Genomic DNA, 20,794 nt, shown 5'->3' with positions numbered 1-20,794 from the left:
AACTTGAGCCTGCGGGACTCAACTCCCGCAGAGGTTTGCACCACTCACGTCAGCACCACTCACGACAACTGATCGACCGCCTTCACGGCCGGCCGGTCGCGAAGGAGAAACACGCTATGTCCCGTGCCGTAGGCATCGATCTGGGAACCACCAACTCGGTCGTGGCCGTCCTCGAGGGTGGCGAGCCCACCGTCATCGCGAACGCCGAGGGCTTCCGCACCACCCCGTCCGTCGTCGCGTTCACCAAGGACGGCGAGGTGCTCGTCGGCGAGACCGCGAAGCGCCAGGCCGTCACCAACGTCGACCGCACCATCGCGTCGGTCAAGCGCCACATGGGCACCGACTGGACCTTCGGGGTCGAGGAGAAGAAGTACACGCCGCAGGAGATCTCGGCCCGCATCCTGGGCAAGCTCAAGCGCGACGCCGAGCAGTACCTGGGCGACAAGGTGACCGACGCGGTCATCACGGTCCCCGCCTACTTCAACGACGCCGAGCGCCAGGCCACGAAGGACGCCGGCGAGATCGCCGGACTGAACGTCCTCCGCATCATCAACGAGCCCACCGCGGCCGCCCTCGCCTACGGCCTCGACAAGGGCAAGGAGGACGAGCTCATCCTGGTCTTCGACCTCGGCGGCGGAACCTTCGACGTGTCCCTCCTCGAGGTGGGCAAGGACGACGACTTCTCGACCATCCAGGTGCGCTCGACCTCCGGCGACAACCGCCTCGGCGGCGACGACTGGGACCAGCGCGTCGTCGACCACCTCGTCAAGCGCTTCAAGGACTCCACCGGCGTCGATGTGTCGAAGGACAAGATCGCCCGTCAGCGCCTCAAGGAGGCTGCGGAGCAGGCGAAGAAGGAGCTCTCCTCGAGCACCTCGACCAGCATCCAGCTGCCCTACCTCTCGCTCACCGAGAACGGTCCGGCGAACCTCGACGAGACGCTGACCCGCGCCAAGTTCGAGGAGCTCACCAGCGACCTCATCGAGCGCACCCGCAAGCCGTTCACCGACGTCATCGCCGAGGCGGGCGTCAAGGTCGAGGACATCGCGCACGTCGTCCTCGTCGGCGGATCGACCCGCATGCCGGCCGTCGCCGAGCTCGTCAAGAAGCTCACGGGCGGCAAGGAGCCCAACAAGGGCGTCAACCCGGACGAGGTCGTCGCCGTCGGCGCCGCCCTGCAGGCCGGTGTCCTCAAGGGCGAGCGCAAGGACGTCCTCCTCATCGACGTCACCCCGCTGTCGCTGGGCATCGAGACCAAGGGAGGGATCATGACCAAGCTCATCGAGCGCAACACCGCGATCCCGACCAAGCGGAGCGAGACCTTCACCACGGCCGACGACAACCAGCCGTCCGTCGCGATCCAGGTCTTCCAGGGCGAGCGCGAGTTCACCCGCGACAACAAGAACCTGGGCACCTTCGAGCTCACCGGCATCGCGCCGGCGCCCCGCGGCATCCCGCAGGTCGAGGTCACCTTCGACATCGACGCCAACGGCATCGTGCACGTGTCCGCGAAGGACAAGGGCACCGGCAAGGAGCAGTCGATGACGATCACCGGCGGCTCGTCGCTGCCGAAGGACGACATCGAGCGCATGGTCCGCGAGGCCGAGGAGCACGCCGCCGAGGACAAGGCCCGCCGCGAGGCCGCCGAGATCCGCAACAACGCCGAGACCCTCGCCTACTCGATCGACAAGCTGATCAAGGAGAACGAGGAGAAGCTGCCCGAGGACGTCAAGTCCGAGGTTCAGGGCGACGTCGATGCGCTGAAGACCGCGCTCGCCGGAGACGACGACGCCGCGGTGAAGACCGCGTTCGACGCCCTCAACGCCTCGCAGACCAAGCTCGGCCAGGCGATCTACTCGCAGGACCAGGCCGCGCAGAGCGCCCCGCAGGACGCTCCCGCCGACGGTGACAAGAAGGACGACGAGGACATCGTCGACGCCGAGGTCATCGACGACGACGAGCCGAAGGACGCCAAGTGACGGCCGGCGGGCAGGACCAGGAGCCGACCGAGGGCGCTCCCGAGCAGGAGCCGACCACCGGAGCCGAGGCGGCGCAGGCCGCTCAGGACACCGAGGGTCTGATCGAGGCCGAGGGCCCGGACGTCGAGACGACGCTCTCGGACGCCGACCTCTCGTTCCTCTCGGGCCAGTCCGACGCCGAGACGCTCGCTGCGGAGCACCTCGCCGACCTCCAGCGGGTCACCGCGGAGTACGCGAACTACCGCAAGCGCACGGAGTCGAACCGGCAGGCCGAGAAGGAGCGGGCCATCGGCGACGCGGTGAAGGTCATCCTCCCCGTGCTCGACGACCTCGACCGCGCCGAGAAGCACGGCGACCTGCCCGAGGGCGGCCCCTTCACCGCCATCGCGCAGAAGCTGCGCGGCGGGACCGAGAAGCTCGGCCTGGTGAAGACCGGCGCCGTCGGGGACCTGTTCGACCCGAACATCCACGAGGCGATCTTCCAGCAGCCCACTCCGGGCGCCGAGACCTCCACGGTCGCGGACGTCGTCGAGGCGGGCTACTACCTCGGAGGCACGCTCCTGCGCGCCGCCAAGGTGGTCGTCGCGGTCCCCGCCGACTGACACCCTCCGCACCACCGCGAGGGACCCCGCTCCTCCCGCCGCTCCCGGCGGGCCCGGGAGCGGGGTCCCTCGCCGCACTCGACACAGGAAGAGGCACATGGCCAGCCAGGATTGGTTCGACAAGGACTTCTACAAGGTCCTCGGCGTGTCCAAGGACGTCTCCGCGGCGGATCTGAAGAAGACCTACCGCAAGCTCGCGCGGCAGTTCCACCCGGACTCGAACCCGGGCGACGCCCGCGCGGAGGCGCGCTTCAAGGAGATCAGCGAGGCGTACACCGTCCTCTCGGACGCGGATCAGCGCAAGGAGTACGACCAGATCCGCGCGATGGGCGGCGGAGCGCGCTTCACCGCCGGCGGACAGCCCGGCGGCTTCGACGACGTGTTCGGCAACGTCTTCGGCCAGGGCGGGCGCTCCGGATACAGCGCACAGCAGGGCCCGCCTCCCGGTTTCGAGGACCTCCTCGGCGGGATGTTCGGCGGCGCCGGCGGCCGCTTCGGCCAGCCCAGCGGCGGGTACCGCGGCTTCGGCGGCCCGCAGAAGGGCGCCGACCTCACGGCCAGCACCACCATCGACTTCCTCACCGCGACCCGCGGCGACACCGTGCAGCTGCAGACCGGCGAGGGGCGACCGCTCTCGGTCCGCATCCCGGCCGGAGTGGCCGACCAGCAGAAGATCCGCGTCCGCGGCAAGGGGCGGCCGAGCCCCGACGGAGGCGAGCCCGGCGATCTGGTGCTCACCGTCGCCGTCCGCAAGCACCCCGTCTTCGAGCGCGACGGACTGAACCTCCGCGTGAACGTCCCGGTCACCTTCGTCGAGGCCGTGTTCGGCGCGACGATCGAGGTCCCGACCCTCGGGGGAGAGCCCGTCAAGCTGCGGGTCGCTCCCGGAACGCCCAGCGGACGCGTGCTGCGCGTCAAGGGGCGCGGCGTCGAGACGGGCAAGGGCACCGGCGATCTGCTGGCCATCGTCCAGGTCGCGGTCCCCGACCACCTGTCGGCCGCGGCCAAGGCCGCGCTCGAGGCCTACGCGGCCGCCGAGCCCGCCGAGAACCCCCGCGAGGACCTCCTGGAGAAGGCCCGCTACTAGAGCGCACGAGTGCGACGGGCCGAGAGGCCGGAGAGGAGGCGGTGATGGACGAGAACACCCCCGTGTTCGCGATCGCGGTCGCCGCCGACCTCGCCGGCATGCACCCGCAGACCCTCCGGCAGTACGACCGGCTCGGACTCGTCCGGCCGACCCGCACCGCGGGCAAGTCGCGCCGCTACTCCATGCGCGACGTCGTCCAGCTGCGCGAGGTCGCACGGCTGTCCTCCGAGGGGGTCTCCCTCGAGGGCATCGCGAGGATCCTCCAGCTCGAGAACCAGGTGCAGTCGCTGTCCCAGCGGGTGCGCGAACTCGAGTCGGCCCTGGCCGACGAGCTCCTCAACCGGCCGGGGCGCCGCGTCTTCGCGGCGGGACTCGAGGGCGACGTGGTGACGCTGCGTCACGGCACGCGCGCGCAGCGTCGCACCGAGGTCGTCGTGTGGCGCCCGGTTCCTCGCGCGCGCGACGAGGCGGCACCGGACGACGACGAGCCGGACGGCCTGTGATCGGGGTACTCTGACCGTCGCGCCCGGCACCGTCGCCGGGTCGCCCGCCCGCTCGCCGCGGTCGCGGTGAGACGAGGAGGACCCGTGGTCGAGGACAACCAGCGAGACGACGCCGTCGAGAGGCGGTCCGGGCGCGAGGCCGACCCCCAGGACGACGCGCGCTCCTCCGATCGGCGCGCCCCCGTGGTTCCGGACAACGGCTACAGCCGCGAGTCCTACGCGATCCACGCCACCCGCACCGAGCTGCCGCTCTTCTCGAACGCGCTGCAGGGCAGCCGCGACGACGCCCGCTGGCTGTCCTCGCTCTCGAGCGTGCTCGGCTCCGGCGATCCCGAGGCCGCCGCCGTCGCGGCGCAGGCCGCGATCGAGCGCCGCCGGCGCCGGAGCGACGAGTCGGGCGCCTAGCGCCGGTCGCGCGAGGGCGTCAGTCGCGCGCCCGAGCGCTCACGTACCGCCGGTCGAGCCGCGAGCCGACGCGGCCCCCCGTCGCCCGTTGCAGCAGATCGGAGCCGCGCGCGAGCATCTCGCCGCCCAGCGGCAGACCGCGCACGAGCCCGCGCACCTCGACGCGCTCGGCGTCGGTGTAGCCGAGCAGCACGTAGAGGCCCACGACGGCCATGGCCGCGATCGTGGCCACCCGGCCGGGCAGCTGGTCGAGGATCCCGCCGTTGCCCTCGACGGGCTCGGCGAGGGTCACGCACATCAGGAAGATCGTCGCGTACACCGCGAGGTGCACGTGGACCGTCCTCCACGGGCGCGCGAGCGCGGCGACGGGCAGGATCCAGAGGGCATACCACGGGTGGATCGCCGAGGACGCGGTCACGAACGCCAGCAGGGCGGTCGCGAGCCGCGCCACCGGATCGATCGAGCGGCGCGTCAGCATCAGCCACCCCGCGACGACTCCGGCGAGCGTGAGCACCAGCAGCTTCACGAGGGTGACGGCCGCGGCGGGGTCGTGCCCCGTCAGCTCGACGGAGGTCGAGACGAGGATCGAGACGAGCGACATCGGCGCGTACCAGTGCATGATCGTGCCGGGAACGATCATCGCCGCGACCCAGCCCACTCCGACTCCGACGGCGAAGCCCGCCGCCACGACGAGCCCGAGGGCGCCGAGACCCGTCCAGAGCCAGGCGCGCACCCGTTCCCGCAGGCTCGCGTCGCGCCGCAGCCAGAGCAGCGCGACCACCGGCAGGGCGATCACGGCGACCGGCTTCACCGCGATCGCCGCGCCCATCAGCACGACGGCGAGCACTCTCCGGTCGGTGCTCGCATAGAACAGCGACGCGAGGATCAGCGCCAGCATCACCGAGTCGTTGTGCCCGGCGACGACGAAGAGGACGAGCGTGAGCGGATTCGCGACGACGGTCCATGCCGTCAGCGGGACGGAGAGGCCGCGCAACCGGGCGAGCCGCAGCGCGTAGACGGCCATGACGACGACTCCGGCCACCGACACGGCCCGCAGCATGGCGACCGAGAGCCCGGGGGAGGACCAGCCGGCCAGCTGGACCACGGTCCTCTCTGCCAGGAGGTACAGGGGGCCGTAAGGGGTCGGCGAATCGGCCCAGACGGGATCGACGCCGAGGATGAACCAGCCGGGCAGCGTCGCGACGCCGTTCGAGTAGGGATCGATCCCCTGAACCATCAGCCGCCCCTGCGCCACGTACGAGAACATGTCGCGGCTGAACAGGGGGACGGCGATCAGCAGGGGCGCGCACCACGAGAGGGCCGCGACGAGGATCGTGCGCAGCGCGCGCGGGTCCCCGCTCCGCGCCGTCGAGCGGAGCCGCAGCCACGCGAGCAGCAGGAGCAGTCCGCCGCCGAGCACGGCGATGGCGCAGATCTCGGTGAGCGAGGCGGTCGAGCGCAGGGTCGCGATGAGGGGCCACTGCCGGATCGGCGAGTCGCCGGGCAGGTACCCGACGCCGAGCGAGCCGACCAGGATCGCGCTGGACGCGACCGTGCCCATCGCCAGCGGGGCGACGCGCGACGCGTGCTGCGCGAGTCGGCGGGCCCGGAGCGGGACGCGGGAGGTCCGCTCCGACGCCTCGACCGCGCCTGGTCGTCCGGTCGTCACCTGTGCAGCCATCGCAGCCACGCTAGGCGACCGCTCTTCGAAACGGATGGACGTGGCGTGAACGGTTGACCTCCGCCGTTCTCAGGCGCTAGTCGGCTCCGGCACGGCTTCGGCGAAGCGGAGCTGGTTCCCGAACGGGTCGATCACCTCGAGGGAGAAGCCGAAGGGCGTCCGGGTGATGCGCGGGTTCAGGTACGGGTAGGCCTTGGCGTCGAGCTCGGCGTGCAGCTCGCGCACCCCGCGCAGCGACACGTGCAGGGCCGCTCCGGGGCTGCCGTCGCGATGGTGCTCGCTGAGGTGCAGGCGCAGGCCCGAGCGCGACACCTGGAGGTAGAGGGGAGCGTCGCGGCCCGCGCGGTGCTCCCAGTCGACGGTGAAGCCGAGGTAGTCGACGTAGAACTCGCCCGCCTTCGCGACCGAGAAGATGCGCAGGATCGGGACCGCCGCCTCCATCCGCACCGCTTCGAGCCGCGAGGCCCCGCCCGGCGTCGACTCTTCCCGTGCGCGTCGTCTCGTCTCCACGGCACGAGGCTAGCCGTCGGCGCGGAGCGACGGCGGCGGCGGCCGTCTCCGAGCGCGGCGGGCTCGGCGGGCCGGGCGCGTCGCCGTCTCAGTCGACGAGATCCAGCAGCCGGAGGCGCTCGAGCGTCGCCACGCCCGCAGGCGGGCACCGGTGCGCGTCGGCCGTCCCGATCCAGTGCAGCGAGTCGATCTCGGCGCTCGGCGAGGGCTCGCCCGCCAGCTCCGCGAGGTACACCCGCATGTGCACCTCGCGGCCCTCCGGCTCGCCGTGGGCCTGGGTGCGGACGACGAACAGCTCCTCGAGCCGGGTGGTCGCTGTGCCGAGCTCCTCCTGCGCCTCGCGCGCGGCCGCGTGCTCGCCGGTCTCGCCCGCGTCGACCTTGCCGCCGGGGAGGTAGACCACGTCGCGCCCTCGGGCCGTCACCATCAGCACGCGGCGCTCGCGGAGGACGACGACGGCGGACACGACGATCGGCGGGTGACTGCTCATGCGGCCATCCTCCCGCCTCCCGCCTGCACCCGGCGCCCGGGCGCCCCGCGGCTACCATGGGTGCACACATCACAGGACGCGCGCAGCCGGCGCGCGTCGGGGCCCCGTGCGCCCGAACAGCTGAGGAGCAACCCGTGGCAGAATCCACCACCCTCGACAAAGTCATCACCCTCGCGCAGCACCGGGGGTTCGTCTTCCCCTCGGGAGAGATCTACGGAGGCACGCGCTCGGCGTGGGACTACGGGCCGCTCGGTGTGGAGCTGAAGGAGAACATCAAGCGCCAGTGGTGGAAGGCCTTCGTGCAGGGCCGCGGCGACGTCGTCGGACTGGACTCCGCCGTCATCCTGCCCACCGCGATCTGGAACGCCTCCGGTCACGTCGGCGTCTTCTCCGACCCGCTCACCGAGTCGCTCATCACCCACAAGCGCTACCGCGCCGACCACCTCTTCGAGAAGTACGAGGAGGTCAACGGCCACCCGCCCGTGAACGGCCTCGCCGACATCCCGGACCCGGAGCACCCCGACAAGGTCGGCCAGTGGACCGAGATCAAGCAGTTCTCGGGGCTGATGAAGACCTACCTCGGCGTCGTCGACGACGAGTCCGGACTGCACTACCTCCGCCCCGAGACCGCGCAGGGCATCTTCACCAACTTCGCCAACGTGCTCCAGAGCGCGCGCAAGAAGCCGCCGTTCGGCATCGGCCAGATCGGCAAGGCGTTCCGCAACGAGATCACTCCGGGCAACTTCATCTTCCGCACCCGCGAGTTCGAGCAGATGGAGCTCGAGTTCTTCGTCGAGCCCGGCACGGACGAGGAGTGGCAGGAGACCTGGATGCAGCTCGCCTGGGACTGGTTCGTCGACCTCGGCATCGACCCCGAGAACATCCGGCAGTACGAGCACCCGAAGGACAAGCTCTCCCACTACTCCAAGCGCACGGTCGACATCGAGTACCGCTTCAGCTTCGCGTCGGGCGAGTGGGGCGAGCTGATGGGAGTCGCGAACCGCACCGACTTCGACCTCAAGACCCACATGGAGCACTCGGGCAAGGACCTCTCGTTCTTCGACCAGACGCGCAACGAGCGCTTCGTGCCGTTCGTGATCGAGCCGTCGTTCGGGCTCACCCGCGCGCTGATGGCGTTCCTCGTCGACGCGTACGAGGAGCAGGAGCTGCCCCCGAACGCCAAGGGCAAGGTCGAGACCCGCACGGTGCTGCACCTCGACCCGCGCCTGGCGCCGGTCAAGGTGGCGGTGCTGCCGCTCTCGCGCAACGAGGCGCTCTCGCCGCTCGCCCGTCAGGTCGCCGACCGCCTCCGCCAGCTCTGGAACGTCGACTTCGACGACTCCGGCGCGATCGGCCGCCGCTACCGCCGCCAGGACGAGATCGGCACCCCGTTCTGCGTGACGGTCGACTTCGACTCCCTCGAGGACGACGCCGTGACGGTGCGCGACCGCGACACGATGAAGCAGGAGCGCGTCCCGCTCGACCAGCTCGAGGCGCACCTCTTCTCGGGCCTGCGCGGAGCGTGAGCCTCTTCCTCTCGCTGGTCGAGTAGCCGCGGAGCGGTGTATCGAGACCTCCGGCTCCAGCGCCGGCGGATCTCGGTACGCCCGCTGCGCAGGCTGCTCGATCAGCCGAGGGTCCGGTGCTCCCGCGCCAGCAGTGCGTAGACGAGGGTCGACGTCCACTCGCCCTTGCAGTACTCGTCCTCGACGTGGTGCGCCTCGCGCCGCATCCCGAGGCGCTCGCAGAGGCGGGCGGAGGCTGAGTTGCGGTCGTCGAGTTGAGCGATCGCGCGGTGGGCGCCGAGCCGGTCGAACGCGAGGTCGAGCAGCGCGAGGGCTCCCTCCGTCGCGAGACCCGCGCCCTGCGCGTCCGGATGCAGCACCCAGCCGATCTCGACCGCCCCCTGCTCGACCGAGACGGCGATCAGCGTGAGATCGCCGACCACGTGCCCCGAGAGCGGGCCCTCGCGCGGCACCATCGCCAGCACCACCACGTCGCCGTCGGCGGCGAGCCGCGCGGACGGCAGCCGGGTGAGCAGGTGCGCGTGCGACTCCTCCGGAGTGCGCACCGGCCAGCGGAGGTAGCGCACCGCGTCGGAGTGCCCCTGGTAGCGCGCGTGATCGGCGGCGTCCTCCACGCGCAGCGGCCGCAGCAGGAGCCGGTCGGTCAGGATCGGCTCGGCGTCGAAGGGGAGCCGCAGTGCCACGGGTCAGGCGGTGGCGGCGGAGTCGTCCCTGCGCGGGCGCGCCACGGCGGGCTCGGCGGGTACTTCGATGCCGAAGAGCGCCTCGAGACCGGTGAGGTACGCCTCCTGCGCGCCGGCGCGAGCGTAGTCGCGCGCACGGATGCTCGGGGTGTGCAGCAGCACGCCGGCGAGGTGGCGCAGCGCCTGCTCCGTCCGCCCGTCGTCGTCGCCGCGGGAGCGGGCCCGCTCGATCTCGGCGTCGAGCGCGTCGAACACGTGGGCGCGGAGGGCGACGACCGCCGGGGTGAGGCTCTTCTCGTCGGCCACGTCCGAGAACTTGCGAGCCGCCTTGTCGACGAGCGCGCGCGCCTTCTCGGAGGCGTCGAGCACCTCGAGGGGTGCGTGGAGGCTGATCGTCTCGAGGTCCAGCAGCTCCACGCCGCTGACGCTCGTCACGTCGGCGGCGACGTTGCGGGGCAGGCCCAGATCGATCACGAGCTGGCGCTCGCGAGCGGCGGAGTGGAGCCGTCCGTCGATCAGCAGGGCCGCGTCGAGCACGGGCGCCTCGGTGGTGGTGCAGGTGATGACGACGTCGGCACCGACCGCCTCGGCCGCGAGGTCGGCCCCCTCGATGGGGCGCAGGGCACGCCGCGCGGCGAAGCCCCCGGCGCGGCCGGAGGGGGAGTGCACCGCGATGTCGACGACGCCGCGATCGCGCAGGGCCGCGACGGTCGCGCGGGCGTAGCTGCCGGTGCCGATCAGGAGCACGCGGGCCGCGCGCCAGTCGGTGATGCGGCTGGAGGCGAGGTCGAGCGCGAGCCGGACGATCGAGCGGCCGGCGCTGCCGAGGCCGGTGCGGTTCTTGATGCCGCGCGAGGTCTGCGAGGCGCGCTGGAAAAGGCGCTCGAGCTCGGACGAGGTGGTGCCCAGGCGGCGGGCCTCCTCGAGGGAGCGGCGCACCTGGCCGGCGATCTCGCCCTCGCCGACGACGACCGACTCGAGCCCGCTGGACACGGCGAAGAGGTGCTCGGCCACGCGGTCGCCCGAGACGACGTCGACGCTGCCGCGGAGCTGCTCCTGCTCGACTCCGGTCGCGGCGCTGACGGCGGCCGTGGCGGCCTCGACGGCGACCGCGCGGGCGGCGGTGAGCGGCTCGTCGATGTCGAGGTAGGCCTCGAAGCGGTTGCAGGTGGCCACGACGACGGCCCCCGAGACGAAGTCGATGCCGTCCGCGAGCGCCGAGGCGACGGCGGAGGAGTCGACGGAGAGCTTCTCGAGGAGATCGAAGCTGGCGTTCTTGTGCGACGCCGTCAGACACAGAAGCACCTCAGCAGTCTACGCGCCGTCCCGGGGGAGCGGGCCCGGGATCCGGGAGGAACGCTCGGGGAAGCCTGGAATAATGCCGCGGTGACCTCCCCACTCGACGGCCTGCTCGATCCGCTGCACCCCCTCTCGGCCGGGCGCACAGCCGACTCGGCGCTCGTGCGCGCGTACCGCTCGGAGCGGCCGGAGCGCACGCCGGTCTGGTTCATGCGGCAGGCGGGCCGCAGCCTGCCCGAGTACCGGGCGCTGCGCACCGACACGAAGATGCTCGACGCCTGCCTCGATCCGGCGCTCGCGAGCGAGATCACCCTGCAGCCGGTGCGGCGCCACGGCACCGACGCGGGCATCTTCTTCAGCGACATCGTGATCCCGCTGCGGCTCGCGGGCGTCGCGGTCGACATCGTGCCGGGTCGCGGCCCGGTGCTCGAGAAGCCGGTGCGCACCTCCGCCGATGTCGACGAGCTGACGGCGATCGACCCCTCGGTGCTCGACGAGACCCTCGAGCCGATCCGCGAGGGCGTGCGCCGCACGGTCGCGGGCCTCGGCGACACTCCGCTGATCGGCTTCGCAGGAGCCCCGTTCACCCTCGCCGCGTACCTCGTCGAGGGCGGTCCGTCGAAGGACCACATCCGCGCCCGCACGCTGATGCACGCCGACCCCGAGGCCTGGGCCCGGCTGATGGAGTGGACCGCCGAGGTCACCGGCCTCTTCCTCCGGGCGCAGGTGACGGCCGGAGCGAGCGCCGCCCAGCTGTTCGACTCGTGGGCGGGGGCGCTCTCCCTCGCCGACTACACGGCGCACGTCGCTCCCGCCTCGACCCGCGCGCTCACCCACGTGCGCGACCTGGCCTTCGAGAGCGGCGGCGTCCGCCGGAACGTGCCGATCGTGCACTTCGGCGTCGGCACCGGCGAGCTGCTCGGCGCCATGCACGCGATCGGGGCCGACGTGGTCGGAGTCGACTACCGGATCCCGCTGGACGAGGCGAACCACCGCCTCGGCGGCTTCGTGCCCGTGCAGGGCAACGTCGATCCCGCCCTGCTCTCGGCGCCCTGGGAGGTGCTGGCCGCGCACGTCGACGACGTCCTCCGCCGCGGTCTCAGTGCCCCGGCGCACGTGCTCAATCTCGGCCACGGCGTGCCGCCCGAGACCGACCCGGACGTGCTGACGCGACTCGTCGCCTTCGCGCACGACTGGCGGCCGTGAGTCCCGAGCGTCCCGTCGACCACGACGTCGCGGTGATCGGCGGGGGAGTCGCGGGGCTCGCCGCCGCCGCGGAGTGCCTCCGGATCGGCCTGCGCGTCGTCGTGCTCGAGGCGGGTGAGCGGGTGGGCGGCTCGGTCGCCCCGCTGCACCTCGCCGGCACCGTGCTCGACGCGGGGGCCGAGAGCTTCGCGACCCGTGGCGGGCACGTCGAGAAGGTGCTCGCCGGGCTCACCCTCGGCGGTCATCCGCTCGCCGAGTCGGTCGTCGAGCCGAGCACCGGCGGATCCTGGCTGCACCTGTCCGGCGGCCGCTCCGTCCCGTCTCCGCGCGCCGGGATCCTCGGGATCCCGAGCACGCCCCTGGCTCCTGACGTGGTCCGCGCCATCGGCCGGCGGGCCGCGACGCGGGCCTGGCTCGACACCCTCATGCCGGTGCTGCGCATCGGCCGGGCCCACTCGCTCGCCGAACTCGTCCGCACCCGGATGGGCGAGCGGGTGCTCCAGGACCTCGTCGCCCCGGTCGTCTCGGGCGTCTACTCCTCGCGCCCCGAGGACATCGACGTCGATCTCGCGGCTCCCGGGCTGAACGGCGCGATCACCCGACGGGGCTCCCTCGCGGGAGCGGTGGCGGCTCTGCGTGCCAACGTCCCGGCGGGCGTCGCCGTGCGGGGCCTGGACGGCGGCATGCACCGCCTGGTCGCCGCGCTCGTCGAGCGGATCGACTACCTCTCCGGCGAGATCCGCACCGGCACCGGTGTCGCGAGCCTCGAGCGCCCCGCAGAGGACGCTCCCTTCTCCCTCCGTCTCGCCGACGGCTCGGACCTCACGGCTCACGCCGTGATCGTCGCGACTCCGGAGCACGATGCGCGCGCGCTGCTCGCCGATCTGGTGCCGGCGGCCCGCGACGCGGACGAGCCGGGCGAGGACACCGTCGAGCTCGTCACCCTCGTGATCGACGACGCCCGTCTCGACGCGGCGCCGCGCGGATCCGGAGTGCTGGTCGCCCCGACCGCCGACGACGTCGTGGCGAAGGCGCTCACCCACGCGACCGCGAAGTGGTCCTGGCTGGCCGACACGCTGCCGCGCGGCCGCCACGTGCTCCGCCTCTCCTACGGCAGGCCGGGCGAGGCGCCGCCGCTCGCGGGAGCCGACGACGCGAGTGCCGCCGCCACCGCGCTCCGCGACGCGTCGATCCTGCTGGGAGTCGACCTCGACCCCGCCGCGCTCGTCGCCTCCGCCCGGGTGCGCTGGGCGAACGTGCGTCCCGCCGCGGCCCTCGGCCGGCGCGACCACCTCGAGGCGTTCCGGGAAGCCCTCGCCCCCGTGCCCGGCCTCGCCGTCACGGGCACCTGGATCGCCGGGACCGGGCTCGCATCGGTGCTGCCGCACGCGGCCGAGACCGCCGCCCTAGTCCGCCGCCGCCTGGTGCGTCAAGGCGTCGGGCTCCCGCGCGAAGAACCCGACGGCGGCGGCTACTCTGGGTCGCAGGCGCCCGCGTGAGTGCGGTGCGCCCCGACACGAGTGGTCATCGACCGCGTGAACGAGCCGCGAGAGCGGCCCAGGACGAGGAGTAGGCGTGAAGGGCAAGATCATCTTCGTGGCAGGAGCCGCAGCCGGATACGTGCTGGGAGCACGCGCGGGCCGCAAGCGGTACGAGCAGATCGCCGCGGCGGCGAACCGGTTCTGGCAGACCCAGCCGGTGCAGGACGTCGCGGGAGCGGTCGGCGGAGCGGCGAAGCAGCAGCTCGGCACCGTCTCGGACAAGGCGTACGAGATCGTGCGCACGGTCGTCTCGAAGGCCGTCGCGGGCGGGAAGAAGTCGCAGGGCGCGAGCGATGCCGAGGCCACCGCCGCAGCACGCCGCGCGGCCGCCAAGGTCGACGAGGCCGCGGCCTCGGCCGGCTCGGGAGGATCGGCGTCGTCGACCTCCACGAGCAAGGCGTAGTTCTCATCCGCTCGGCCCCATCGACCGGTGCCGGGCCGGCACGTCCCGACCTCGAGGAGCCCCCGTGGTGAACGAACGCAATCCGAAGAACGCCCGATCACTGGGCGAGCTCGTCGGCGACCTCCCGGGGCTCGTCATCGAGCTCGTGAAGGCCGAGCTCGCCTCCCTGAAGAACGAGCTGTCCGGCAAGGCGAAGAGCGCGGGCCTCGCGGTCGCCCTGTTCGCCGTCGCGGCCTTCCTCCTCCTGACCGCCTGGGCCACCCTGGTGACCTTCGCGATCATCGGCATCTCGTCGTGGCTGCCCGCGTGGCTGTCGGCGCTGATCGTCACCGTGTTCTTCCTCGTCGTGGCCGTCGTGCTCGCGCTGGTCGGCGTCAAGTCGATCAAGAAGGCCGTCCCGCCCGTTCCGCAGGACTCGATCGAGAGCATCAAGAAGGACGTCCAGGCGTTCAAGGGAGTCGGCACTTATGACCACTGACGTGAGCACCACCACCCCCCGCTTCGTCGACCCGGCCCAGCTGAAGCCCGACCAGCTGAAGGCCGACATCGAGCGCGCCCGCCAGGAGCTGGCCGCGACGCTCGACGCCATCGAGTTCAAGATCAACGTGCCGCGCAAGGTGAAGAACGCGCAGCGCACCCTGCAGCGGAAGTTCCGGGTCGTCGGCCGGCAGAACCCGTCGGCGCTGATCGCCGGTGCCGCGGGAGTCGCCGCCGCCGTCGGGCTGATCGCCTGGGGCGTCGTCAAGCAGATCACCGAGGACTGAACCCCCTCTCCGAACGGCCGTCCCCACGGGGGCGGCCGTTCGTCGTCCGCTAGCGCGCCGGAGCCCCCGGCGCCAGAGCCGTCGCCGCTTTTGTGCATCCGCACGAGCGGAGGGATGATGGATCAATGACCGATCAGACCGCCGGAACGGCGGGTCCCGTTCAGTCCGCCCGCGAAGAGACCGCTGCCGCTTCCTCGCCGCAGCGCCCCGCCGATCAGGCTCCCGCCGATCAGCCTCTGGGATACACGCTCTGGGCGGTCCTCCGCAGGGATCCCGCACGTCCGCTCAGCCTCTCCGAGGACTCCGCCGCCCCGGCCGCCGAGCAGTACGAGCGCGTCGTCGCGCAGCTCGCGAGCGAGGGCGTCACCGTCCGCGGCACCTACGACGTCTCGGCCCTCCGCGCCGACGCCGACATCATGCTCTGGCTCGTCGGCTCCGAGCCCGAGGAGCTGCAGCGCGGCTACCGCGTGCTGCGACGCACCGACCTCCTGTCGGTCCTCCTGCCCACCTGGAACGCGATGGGCGTGCACCGCGACGCCGAGTTCAGCTCGAACCACCTGCCCGCCTACATGCGCGGCAAGGAGCCGGCGCGCTGGCTCACGGTCTACCCGTTCGTCCGCTCCTACGAGTGGTACATCCTCCCCGAGGAGGAGCGCCGCTCGATGCTCGCCCAGCACGGCCGTCAGGGCTCGCGCTTCCGCTCCGTCCTCACGAACACGGTGGCGTCCTTCTCGCTCGGCGACTACGAGTGGATCCTCGCGCTCGAGGACGAGGAGCTCGTCAACCTGGTCGACCTGATGCGCGACCTGCGCGCCACGGAGGCGCGTCGTCACGTGCGCGAAGAGGTCCCGTTCTTCACCGGTCGGCGCATCGAGGCCGACCAGATCGCAGAGGTGCTCCGATGAGCGACACGACTCCCGACTCCCCGATGAGCGACTCCGGCGTCCTGGTCCGCGGGGCCACCCCGGCCGCCGCATCCGGACCGGAGCACGTCGAGGTGCCCGTCGCGTACGACGCGATCCTGCTCGCCGGCTTCGGTGGACCGGAGGGGCAGGACGACGTCATCCCGTTCCTGCGCAACGTCACCCGCGGCCGCGGGATCCCGGAGGAGCGCCTCGAGGAGGTCGCCCACCACTACCGGCACTTCGGCGGCGTCAGCCCCATCAACGCGCAGAACCGCGCGCTGAAGGCGGCCCTCGAGGTCGAGCTCGAGAAGCGCGGCATCGACCTCCCCGTGATCTGGGGCAACCGCAACTGGGCGCCCTACATGAGCGAGGCGGTGGCGGAGGCGAAGGAGCGCGGCTTCTCGAACCTGATCGCCATCGCGACCAGCGCCTACTCCTCCTTCTCGTCCTGCCGTCAGTACCGCGAGGACTACGCCGCGGCGCTCGACGCCACCGGCCTCGAGGGCGAGCTGCGGATCGACAAGGTGCGCCAGTTCTTCGACCACCCGGGCTTCGTCATGCCGTTCGTCAAGGCCGTGCACGACGGTCTCGAGGAGCTGCAGGGGCGCCTGCCGGGCATCGACCTCACCACCGAGGTGGAGGTGCTGTTCTCGACGCACTCGATCCCGATGGCCGACGCCGAGCGCAGCGGACCGCACGAGCGCCACGACGACGGCACCGTCGTCGACGTGCACGGCTTCGGCGCGGGCGGCGCCTACGAGGCGCAGCACCTCGCCGTGGCGGAGGTCGTCATGGCGGCCGCCACCACCGAGGACGTGCCGTGGCAGCTCGTCTACCAGTCGCGCTCCGGCCCGCCCACGCAGCCCTGGCTCGAGCCCGACATCAACGACGCGATCGCCGAGCTGCCCGCTCGCGGCCGCAAGGCCGTCCTCATCGTGCCGCTGGGCTTCGTGTCGGACCACATGGAGGTCATGTGGGACCTCGACAACGAAGCGCTCGAGACGTCCGAGGAGAACGGGCTCGTCGCGATCCGCGTGGCGACCCCCGGCACCGACCCGGTCTACGTCGCCGGGCTCGTCGACCTCGTGCTCGAGCGCGTCAACGGCACGCCGACCGAGGAGCGGCCGTCGATGACGGCGCTCGGCCCCTGGTACGACGTCTGCCGTCCCGGTTGCTGCGAGAACGTCCGCGCCGGCTTCAAGCCCGCGCTCGCGGGAGTCGCCCCGTGACGGGAGGCCCTCGATGAGCATCCGGATCGGCACGCGCGCGAGCGCTCTCGCGGTCGCGCAGACGAGCATGACGGCCGACCTCATGTCGGCTGCGGCGGGCGTGCCCGTCGAGCTGGTGCGGATCGAGTCGGACGGCGACCGCATGAAGGGCTCCCTGGCGTCCCTCGGCGGCACCGGGGTCTTCGTGAGCGCGTTGCGCGACGCCCTGCTCGCGGGGCGCTGCGACGCGATCGTGCACTCGCTCAAGGACCTGCCGACCGCGCCGGTCGACGGCCTCCTCCTGGGGGCCGTCCCGGAACGCGAGGACCCGCGCGACGCCCTGTGCGCGCGCGACGGGCGCACCCTCGCGACGCTGCCTCCGGGCGCACGGGTGGGCACGGGATCGCCGCGCCGCCGCGCCGCGCTGCTCGCCGCCCGCCCCGACCTCGAGATCGTGGACATCCGCGGCAACATCGACACGCGCCTGCGCCGGGTGACCGAGGACGGCGACTCCGCACTGGACGCGATCGTCCTCGCCTACTCGGGACTTCGCCGCCTGGGTCGCACGGAGGCGATCACCGAGCTGCTCGACTTCGGCGTCTCGCCGCACGCGCCCGGTCAGGGTGCGCTCGCGATCGAGGTGCGCGACGAGGAGCCGTCGGACGAGCTGCGCGCGGCCCTCGCGGCCGTCGAGCACACTCCCACGCGAGCCGCGATCACCGCCGAGCGCAGCCTCCTGGCCGCGCTGGAGGCCGGCTGCGCCGCTCCGATCGGGGCCACCGCCGCGGTCGAGGGGGACGAGGTCGTGCTCAGCGGCGTCGTCTTCGCGACGGACGGATCGGCGTCCCTCGCCCGCGAGGTGAGGGAGCGGGTCGGTAACGGTTCCTCCGGCGGAGGTCGACATGTGGCGGATTCGCAGTATGGTGGTCGCGAACTGCCCGTCGTCGAAGCCGCGTTCCGTTGCGGCTCTCTGCTCGCTGACGCGCTTCTCGGTGCGGGTGCCGCCCAACTCGCACCCCTGGGAGCCCCTTCGTGATCGTGCCCGCCGCCTACTCCCAGTGGGAGAAGCCGTTGCAGGGCTGGCGCGTCCTCGTCCCCCGCGGAGGCCCGTGGGGGGACGGCGTCGCCGCAGCTCTCCGCGCCAAGGGAGCCTCGCCCGTCGTCGCTCCCATGATCAACTTCGCACCGACCGACGACTTCCCCGCGCTCGAGCGGGCGCTCGCCGATCTCGAGGGCGGCGCCTTCGACTGGATGACCGTCACGAGTGCGACGACGGTCGACGTCCTGTCCCTCCTGCGCACCACGGTGCCGCCGTCGACCCGCATCGCAGCGGTCGGCGAGACCACCGCCGCCGCCCTCGTCGCCGCCGGCTACGCCGTCGACCTCGTGCCGTCCGAGGACAACTCCGCCCGCGGTCTCCTGGCCGAGTGGGAGGAGGCGACCGGAGGGAAGCACCCGCTCCGCGTTCTCACGCTGCGCTCCGAGATCGCCAAGCCCCTGCTCACCGAGGGCCTGAAGCGCATCGGCCACGACGTCCGCTCGGTGGTCGCCTACCGCACGGTGGGAGTCCCGGTCGAGGACCGGGTCGTCAACGACGTGGCGAGCGGAGCGGTCCACGCGATCCTCGTCACCTCGGGCAGCGTCGCCGAGCAGGTCCAGCAGCAGCTCGGCCCCGTCCCGGAATCGACCCTCGTCGCCGCGATCGGCCCGCAGACCGCGAAGGACGCCCGCGCCTCGGGCCTGCGCGTCGACGTCGTCGCCGACGAGCGCTCGGCGTCCTCCCTGATCGAGGCGGTCGCCCGCGTCGCCACGGAGCGCGCGAGCCGCTGAGCCCGGGGCTCCTGCTGGGGCGCCGAGTGGTCCGTTTCGAGGGCACCGCTGCAGAACCTCAGCCAGAAGCGGTGCTCAGCGATGATGGTGGCTGAGGAGTGATCTCAGCTGAGCTCGTGCCGCCGCCTCTGTGCCGGGGTCCACAAGTGCTCTCGTCGCCGGATGAGCGAGACGATCACCGCTTCGGTTCGTGGCCAGTCGTGCATGATCTGGTGGTTGTCGAGCCGAAGGCACAGGTAGCCCTGGGCGGCGAGCTCGAGATCGCGTCGGCGGTCCTCGTGGAACTGCTCGAGCGAGGAGTGGTAGCGGTGGCCGTCGCTCTCGAGGACGAGGCGTTCACCGACGACGGTGTCGACGCGGCCGACCCGAGGGATCGCGACCTGCGAGCGTACCTGGACCCGGAGCCGGCGAGTGCTCACGCGGATCTTCGTCTCGAGCCCTGACCGGCTCCGTCCGTCGACCCGGTCGAGGAGCAGCTGCTTGCCGATCGGCGCGATCGCCCGGAGCGAAGGGAGCTCCTCCGCAGGCAGCAGGCCGCTGTTCAGAGCGGAGTCGATGGTCGCGATCGCGTCGTCCTCTCTCGCGCAGGTCATGACGTTCAGGATCGCAGCTCCGATCCCGTCCTGCGAGGCGGATCGGCGGCCTTGTCCGGGCCAGGTCCTCCAGTGGCCGACTTCGCCGGGGCGGAGGTCGTGCACCGACGAACTCCCGAGGGCCACGTGCAGGCGGGGCCGCTCCGTCGTCCAGAGGCCGAGGTGCCGGAGGAGGGCGACGCATGTGAGCACCCCTCCAGCTCGCACGGCCGCGAGCTCTAGTGGGTGCACATCGGCGAGTGCGTACCAGCCGCGGAGTACCGCGCGATCGTCGAGAGCGCGCTGGACCACTGATCGCGGGATCCCGGCGGAGACGATGGCGGATGCGGCGGCGAACCCGTCGCCGGAGCGGAGAAGGAGTATGAGCTCGTGCATGCGGGTACCTTGCCGATCCGGTGTGCTGCAGAAGTCGGCTAGGACGTCGTCAGGGGAGGATCCGGGCGCCCTCGACGCTGGGAAGGAGCGGCACAGGACCTGGACCACCTCGACGGCCACGATGACGGCTGAGACCTCTTCCGGCCGATGTCCTGCTCCAGCGGCCGCCGCTCCACGCCGGATTAGGCTGGAGGCATGACCGCCATCCGTCCGCGGCGACTCCGCACCACCCCGGCGATGCGCCGGCTCGTGCAGGAGACCCGCATCCACCCGGCCCAGCTCGTCCTCCCCCTCTTCGTCGCGGAGGGCATCACCGAGGCTCGACCGATCGGGTCGATGCCCGGGGTCATGCACCACTCGCTGGACAGCGTCCGCGGCGCGGTGACGGAGGCGGCCGAGGCCGGTCTCGGCGGCGTCATGCTCTTCGGTGTGCCCACCACGCGCGACGCGGTCGGCTCCGGCGCGACGGATCCCGACGGGATCCTCAACGCCGCCACCCGCGCGGTCGTCGAGGAGGTCGGCGACGCGCTGGTCGTGCAGACCGACCTGTGCCTGGACGAGTTCACCGACCACGGCCACTGCGGGGTGCTCGACGAGCGCGGCCGTGTCGACAACGACGCGACCCTCCTCCGCTACGAGGAGATGGCGCTCGCCCAGGCCGAGGCCGGCTCCCACCTGCTCGGCCTCTCGGGGATGATGGACGGCCAGGTCGGCGCGATCCGCGGGGCGCTCGACGAGTCGGGCCATCTCGACACGGCGATCCTCGCCTACTCGGCGAAGTACGCGTCGAGCTTCTACGGGCCCTTCCGCGAGGCGGTGCAGTCGACCCTCGAGGGCGATCGCCGCACGTACCAGCAGGATCCGGCCAACCGCCGCGAGGGACTCCGTGAGGCGACGCTCGACCTCGCCGAGGGCGCGGACGTCGTGATGGTGAAGCCCGCGATGAGCTACCTCGACGTGCTGGCCGATGTCGCCGCCGTCTCGGACGTGCCGGTCTGGGCGTACCAGGTGTCGGGGGAGTACGCGATGATCGAGGCCGCCGCCGCGAACGGCTGGATCTCGCGCGAGCCGGCGATCCTGGAGTCGGTGACGGGGATCCTCCGCGCGGGGGCCGACGCCGTGCTGACGTACTGGGCGGTCGAGATCGCTCGCGATCTGCTGAAGAACTGATCGCTCGGGATCTGCTGAAGCGCTGATCGCTCGC

The 20,794-nt window shown here is 72.1% G+C and carries 22 protein-coding genes; 16 read left to right on the top strand and 6 right to left on the bottom strand.

The window, feature by feature from the left end:
- Positions 1-116 precede the first annotated feature (116 nt).
- From dnaK to LRG51_RS08235, 5 genes are all read left to right on the top strand, one after another.
- Positions 117-1,979 carry a molecular chaperone DnaK gene (gene dnaK, locus LRG51_RS08255; protein ID WP_056866338.1) on the top strand — a complete coding sequence of 621 codons (1,863 nt, stop codon included), beginning with the start codon at positions 117-119 and terminating at the stop codon, positions 1,977-1,979.
- Positions 1,976-2,581, top strand: a complete 606-nt coding sequence (locus LRG51_RS08250) for a nucleotide exchange factor GrpE (RefSeq protein WP_230672108.1) — start codon at positions 1,976-1,978, stop codon at positions 2,579-2,581. Before dnaK ends, LRG51_RS08250 begins: the two co-directional genes overlap by 4 nt.
- A gap of 97 nt (positions 2,582-2,678) precedes the next feature.
- Positions 2,679-3,668: a DnaJ C-terminal domain-containing protein gene (locus tag LRG51_RS08245; RefSeq protein WP_055786395.1), complete on the top strand. Its 990-nt coding sequence runs from the start codon at positions 2,679-2,681 to the stop codon at positions 3,666-3,668.
- A gap of 44 nt (positions 3,669-3,712) precedes the next feature.
- The gene (locus LRG51_RS08240; protein ID WP_230672106.1) at positions 3,713-4,171 is read left to right on the top strand and encodes a heat shock protein transcriptional repressor HspR; all 459 of its coding nucleotides are present in this window, start codon (positions 3,713-3,715) and stop codon (positions 4,169-4,171) included.
- A gap of 84 nt (positions 4,172-4,255) precedes the next feature.
- Entirely contained in the window at positions 4,256-4,576 is a 321-nt protein-coding gene (locus tag LRG51_RS08235; RefSeq protein ID WP_230672104.1) for a hypothetical protein, read from the top strand.
- 19 nt (positions 4,577-4,595) lie between these two features.
- Here the strand turns inward: LRG51_RS08235 and mptB are convergent, their stop codons facing one another.
- The 3 genes from mptB to LRG51_RS08220 all read right to left on the bottom strand — a co-directional run bounded on the left by mptB (position 4,596) and on the right by LRG51_RS08220 (position 7,257).
- A complete protein-coding gene (gene mptB, locus LRG51_RS08230; RefSeq protein WP_230672102.1) occupies positions 4,596-6,257 on the bottom strand; it encodes a polyprenol phosphomannose-dependent alpha 1,6 mannosyltransferase MptB in 1,662 nt (553 codons plus the stop codon).
- 69 nt (positions 6,258-6,326) lie between these two features.
- Positions 6,327-6,767, bottom strand: coding sequence for a glyoxalase superfamily protein (locus LRG51_RS08225; RefSeq protein ID WP_200930960.1), 441 nt, complete (start codon positions 6,765-6,767; stop codon positions 6,327-6,329).
- Between the two features lie 88 nt (positions 6,768-6,855).
- A complete protein-coding gene (locus LRG51_RS08220; RefSeq protein ID WP_107574463.1) occupies positions 6,856-7,257 on the bottom strand; it encodes an NUDIX hydrolase in 402 nt (133 codons plus the stop codon).
- 134 nt (positions 7,258-7,391) lie between these two features.
- On the opposite strand from LRG51_RS08220, the gene LRG51_RS08215 reads away from it, so the two are divergent.
- The gene (locus LRG51_RS08215) at positions 7,392-8,783 is read left to right on the top strand and encodes a glycine--tRNA ligase (RefSeq protein ID WP_230672100.1); all 1,392 of its coding nucleotides are present in this window, start codon (positions 7,392-7,394) and stop codon (positions 8,781-8,783) included.
- Between the two features lie 101 nt (positions 8,784-8,884).
- Here the strand turns inward: LRG51_RS08215 and LRG51_RS08210 are convergent, their stop codons facing one another.
- Both LRG51_RS08210 and LRG51_RS08205 read right to left on the bottom strand, forming a co-directional pair.
- Positions 8,885-9,466 carry a GNAT family N-acetyltransferase gene (locus LRG51_RS08210; RefSeq protein WP_230672098.1) on the bottom strand — a complete coding sequence of 194 codons (582 nt, stop codon included), beginning with the start codon at positions 9,464-9,466 and terminating at the stop codon, positions 8,885-8,887.
- Positions 9,467-9,469: 3 nt separating this feature from the next.
- The gene (locus tag LRG51_RS08205; protein ID WP_230672095.1) at positions 9,470-10,771 is read right to left on the bottom strand and encodes a glutamyl-tRNA reductase; all 1,302 of its coding nucleotides are present in this window, start codon (positions 10,769-10,771) and stop codon (positions 9,470-9,472) included.
- An 81-nt stretch (positions 10,772-10,852) separates the two neighbouring features.
- Between LRG51_RS08205 and hemE the strand changes: the two genes are divergently transcribed.
- From hemE to LRG51_RS08160, 9 genes are all read left to right on the top strand, one after another.
- A complete protein-coding gene (gene hemE / locus LRG51_RS08200; RefSeq protein WP_230672094.1) occupies positions 10,853-11,971 on the top strand; it encodes a uroporphyrinogen decarboxylase in 1,119 nt (372 codons plus the stop codon).
- Positions 11,968-13,470 carry a protoporphyrinogen oxidase gene (gene hemG, locus LRG51_RS08195; RefSeq protein WP_230672092.1) on the top strand — a complete coding sequence of 501 codons (1,503 nt, stop codon included), beginning with the start codon at positions 11,968-11,970 and terminating at the stop codon, positions 13,468-13,470. The genes hemE and hemG overlap by 4 nt, the downstream gene beginning before the upstream one ends.
- 76 nt (positions 13,471-13,546) lie before the next feature.
- Complete coding sequence (locus tag LRG51_RS08190; protein WP_055786438.1) at positions 13,547-13,915, top strand: hypothetical protein; 369 nt, start codon at positions 13,547-13,549, stop codon at positions 13,913-13,915.
- Positions 13,916-13,979: 64 nt separating this feature from the next.
- Positions 13,980-14,393, top strand: a complete 414-nt coding sequence (locus tag LRG51_RS08185) for a phage holin family protein (RefSeq protein ID WP_055786441.1) — start codon at positions 13,980-13,982, stop codon at positions 14,391-14,393.
- A gap of 1 nt (position 14,394) precedes the next feature.
- Positions 14,395-14,679 (top strand): DUF3618 domain-containing protein, encoded by a 285-nt coding sequence (locus tag LRG51_RS08180; protein ID WP_230672090.1) that lies wholly within the window; start codon positions 14,395-14,397, stop codon positions 14,677-14,679.
- A 125-nt stretch (positions 14,680-14,804) separates the two neighbouring features.
- On the top strand, positions 14,805-15,584 hold the full coding sequence (hemQ, locus tag LRG51_RS08175; protein ID WP_230672088.1) for a hydrogen peroxide-dependent heme synthase: 780 nt from the start codon (positions 14,805-14,807) through the stop codon (positions 15,582-15,584).
- Positions 15,581-16,813 carry a ferrochelatase gene (locus LRG51_RS08170; protein ID WP_230672086.1) on the top strand — a complete coding sequence of 411 codons (1,233 nt, stop codon included), beginning with the start codon at positions 15,581-15,583 and terminating at the stop codon, positions 16,811-16,813. Before hemQ ends, LRG51_RS08170 begins: the two co-directional genes overlap by 4 nt.
- A 13-nt stretch (positions 16,814-16,826) precedes the next feature.
- Complete coding sequence (hemC, locus tag LRG51_RS08165) at positions 16,827-17,828, top strand: hydroxymethylbilane synthase (RefSeq protein WP_107574469.1); 1,002 nt, start codon at positions 16,827-16,829, stop codon at positions 17,826-17,828.
- On the top strand, positions 17,828-18,622 hold the full coding sequence (locus tag LRG51_RS08160; RefSeq protein WP_107575789.1) for a uroporphyrinogen-III synthase: 795 nt from the start codon (positions 17,828-17,830) through the stop codon (positions 18,620-18,622). The genes hemC and LRG51_RS08160 overlap by 1 nt, the downstream gene beginning before the upstream one ends.
- Before the next feature lie 104 nt (positions 18,623-18,726).
- Here the strand turns inward: LRG51_RS08160 and LRG51_RS08155 are convergent, their stop codons facing one another.
- Positions 18,727-19,590, bottom strand: a complete 864-nt coding sequence (locus tag LRG51_RS08155; RefSeq protein ID WP_230672084.1) for an endonuclease domain-containing protein — start codon at positions 19,588-19,590, stop codon at positions 18,727-18,729.
- 195 nt (positions 19,591-19,785) lie between these two features.
- On the opposite strand from LRG51_RS08155, the gene hemB reads away from it, so the two are divergent.
- Complete coding sequence (gene hemB / locus LRG51_RS08150; RefSeq protein WP_230672082.1) at positions 19,786-20,760, top strand: porphobilinogen synthase; 975 nt, start codon at positions 19,786-19,788, stop codon at positions 20,758-20,760.
- Positions 20,761-20,794: the final 34 nt, after the last annotated feature.

The organism is Rathayibacter sp. Leaf248, assembly GCF_920939495.1.
Taxonomy (GTDB): Bacteria; Actinomycetota; Actinomycetes; order Actinomycetales; family Microbacteriaceae; genus Rathayibacter; species Rathayibacter caricis.
This window is presented reverse-complemented; position numbering and strand designations above follow the sequence as displayed.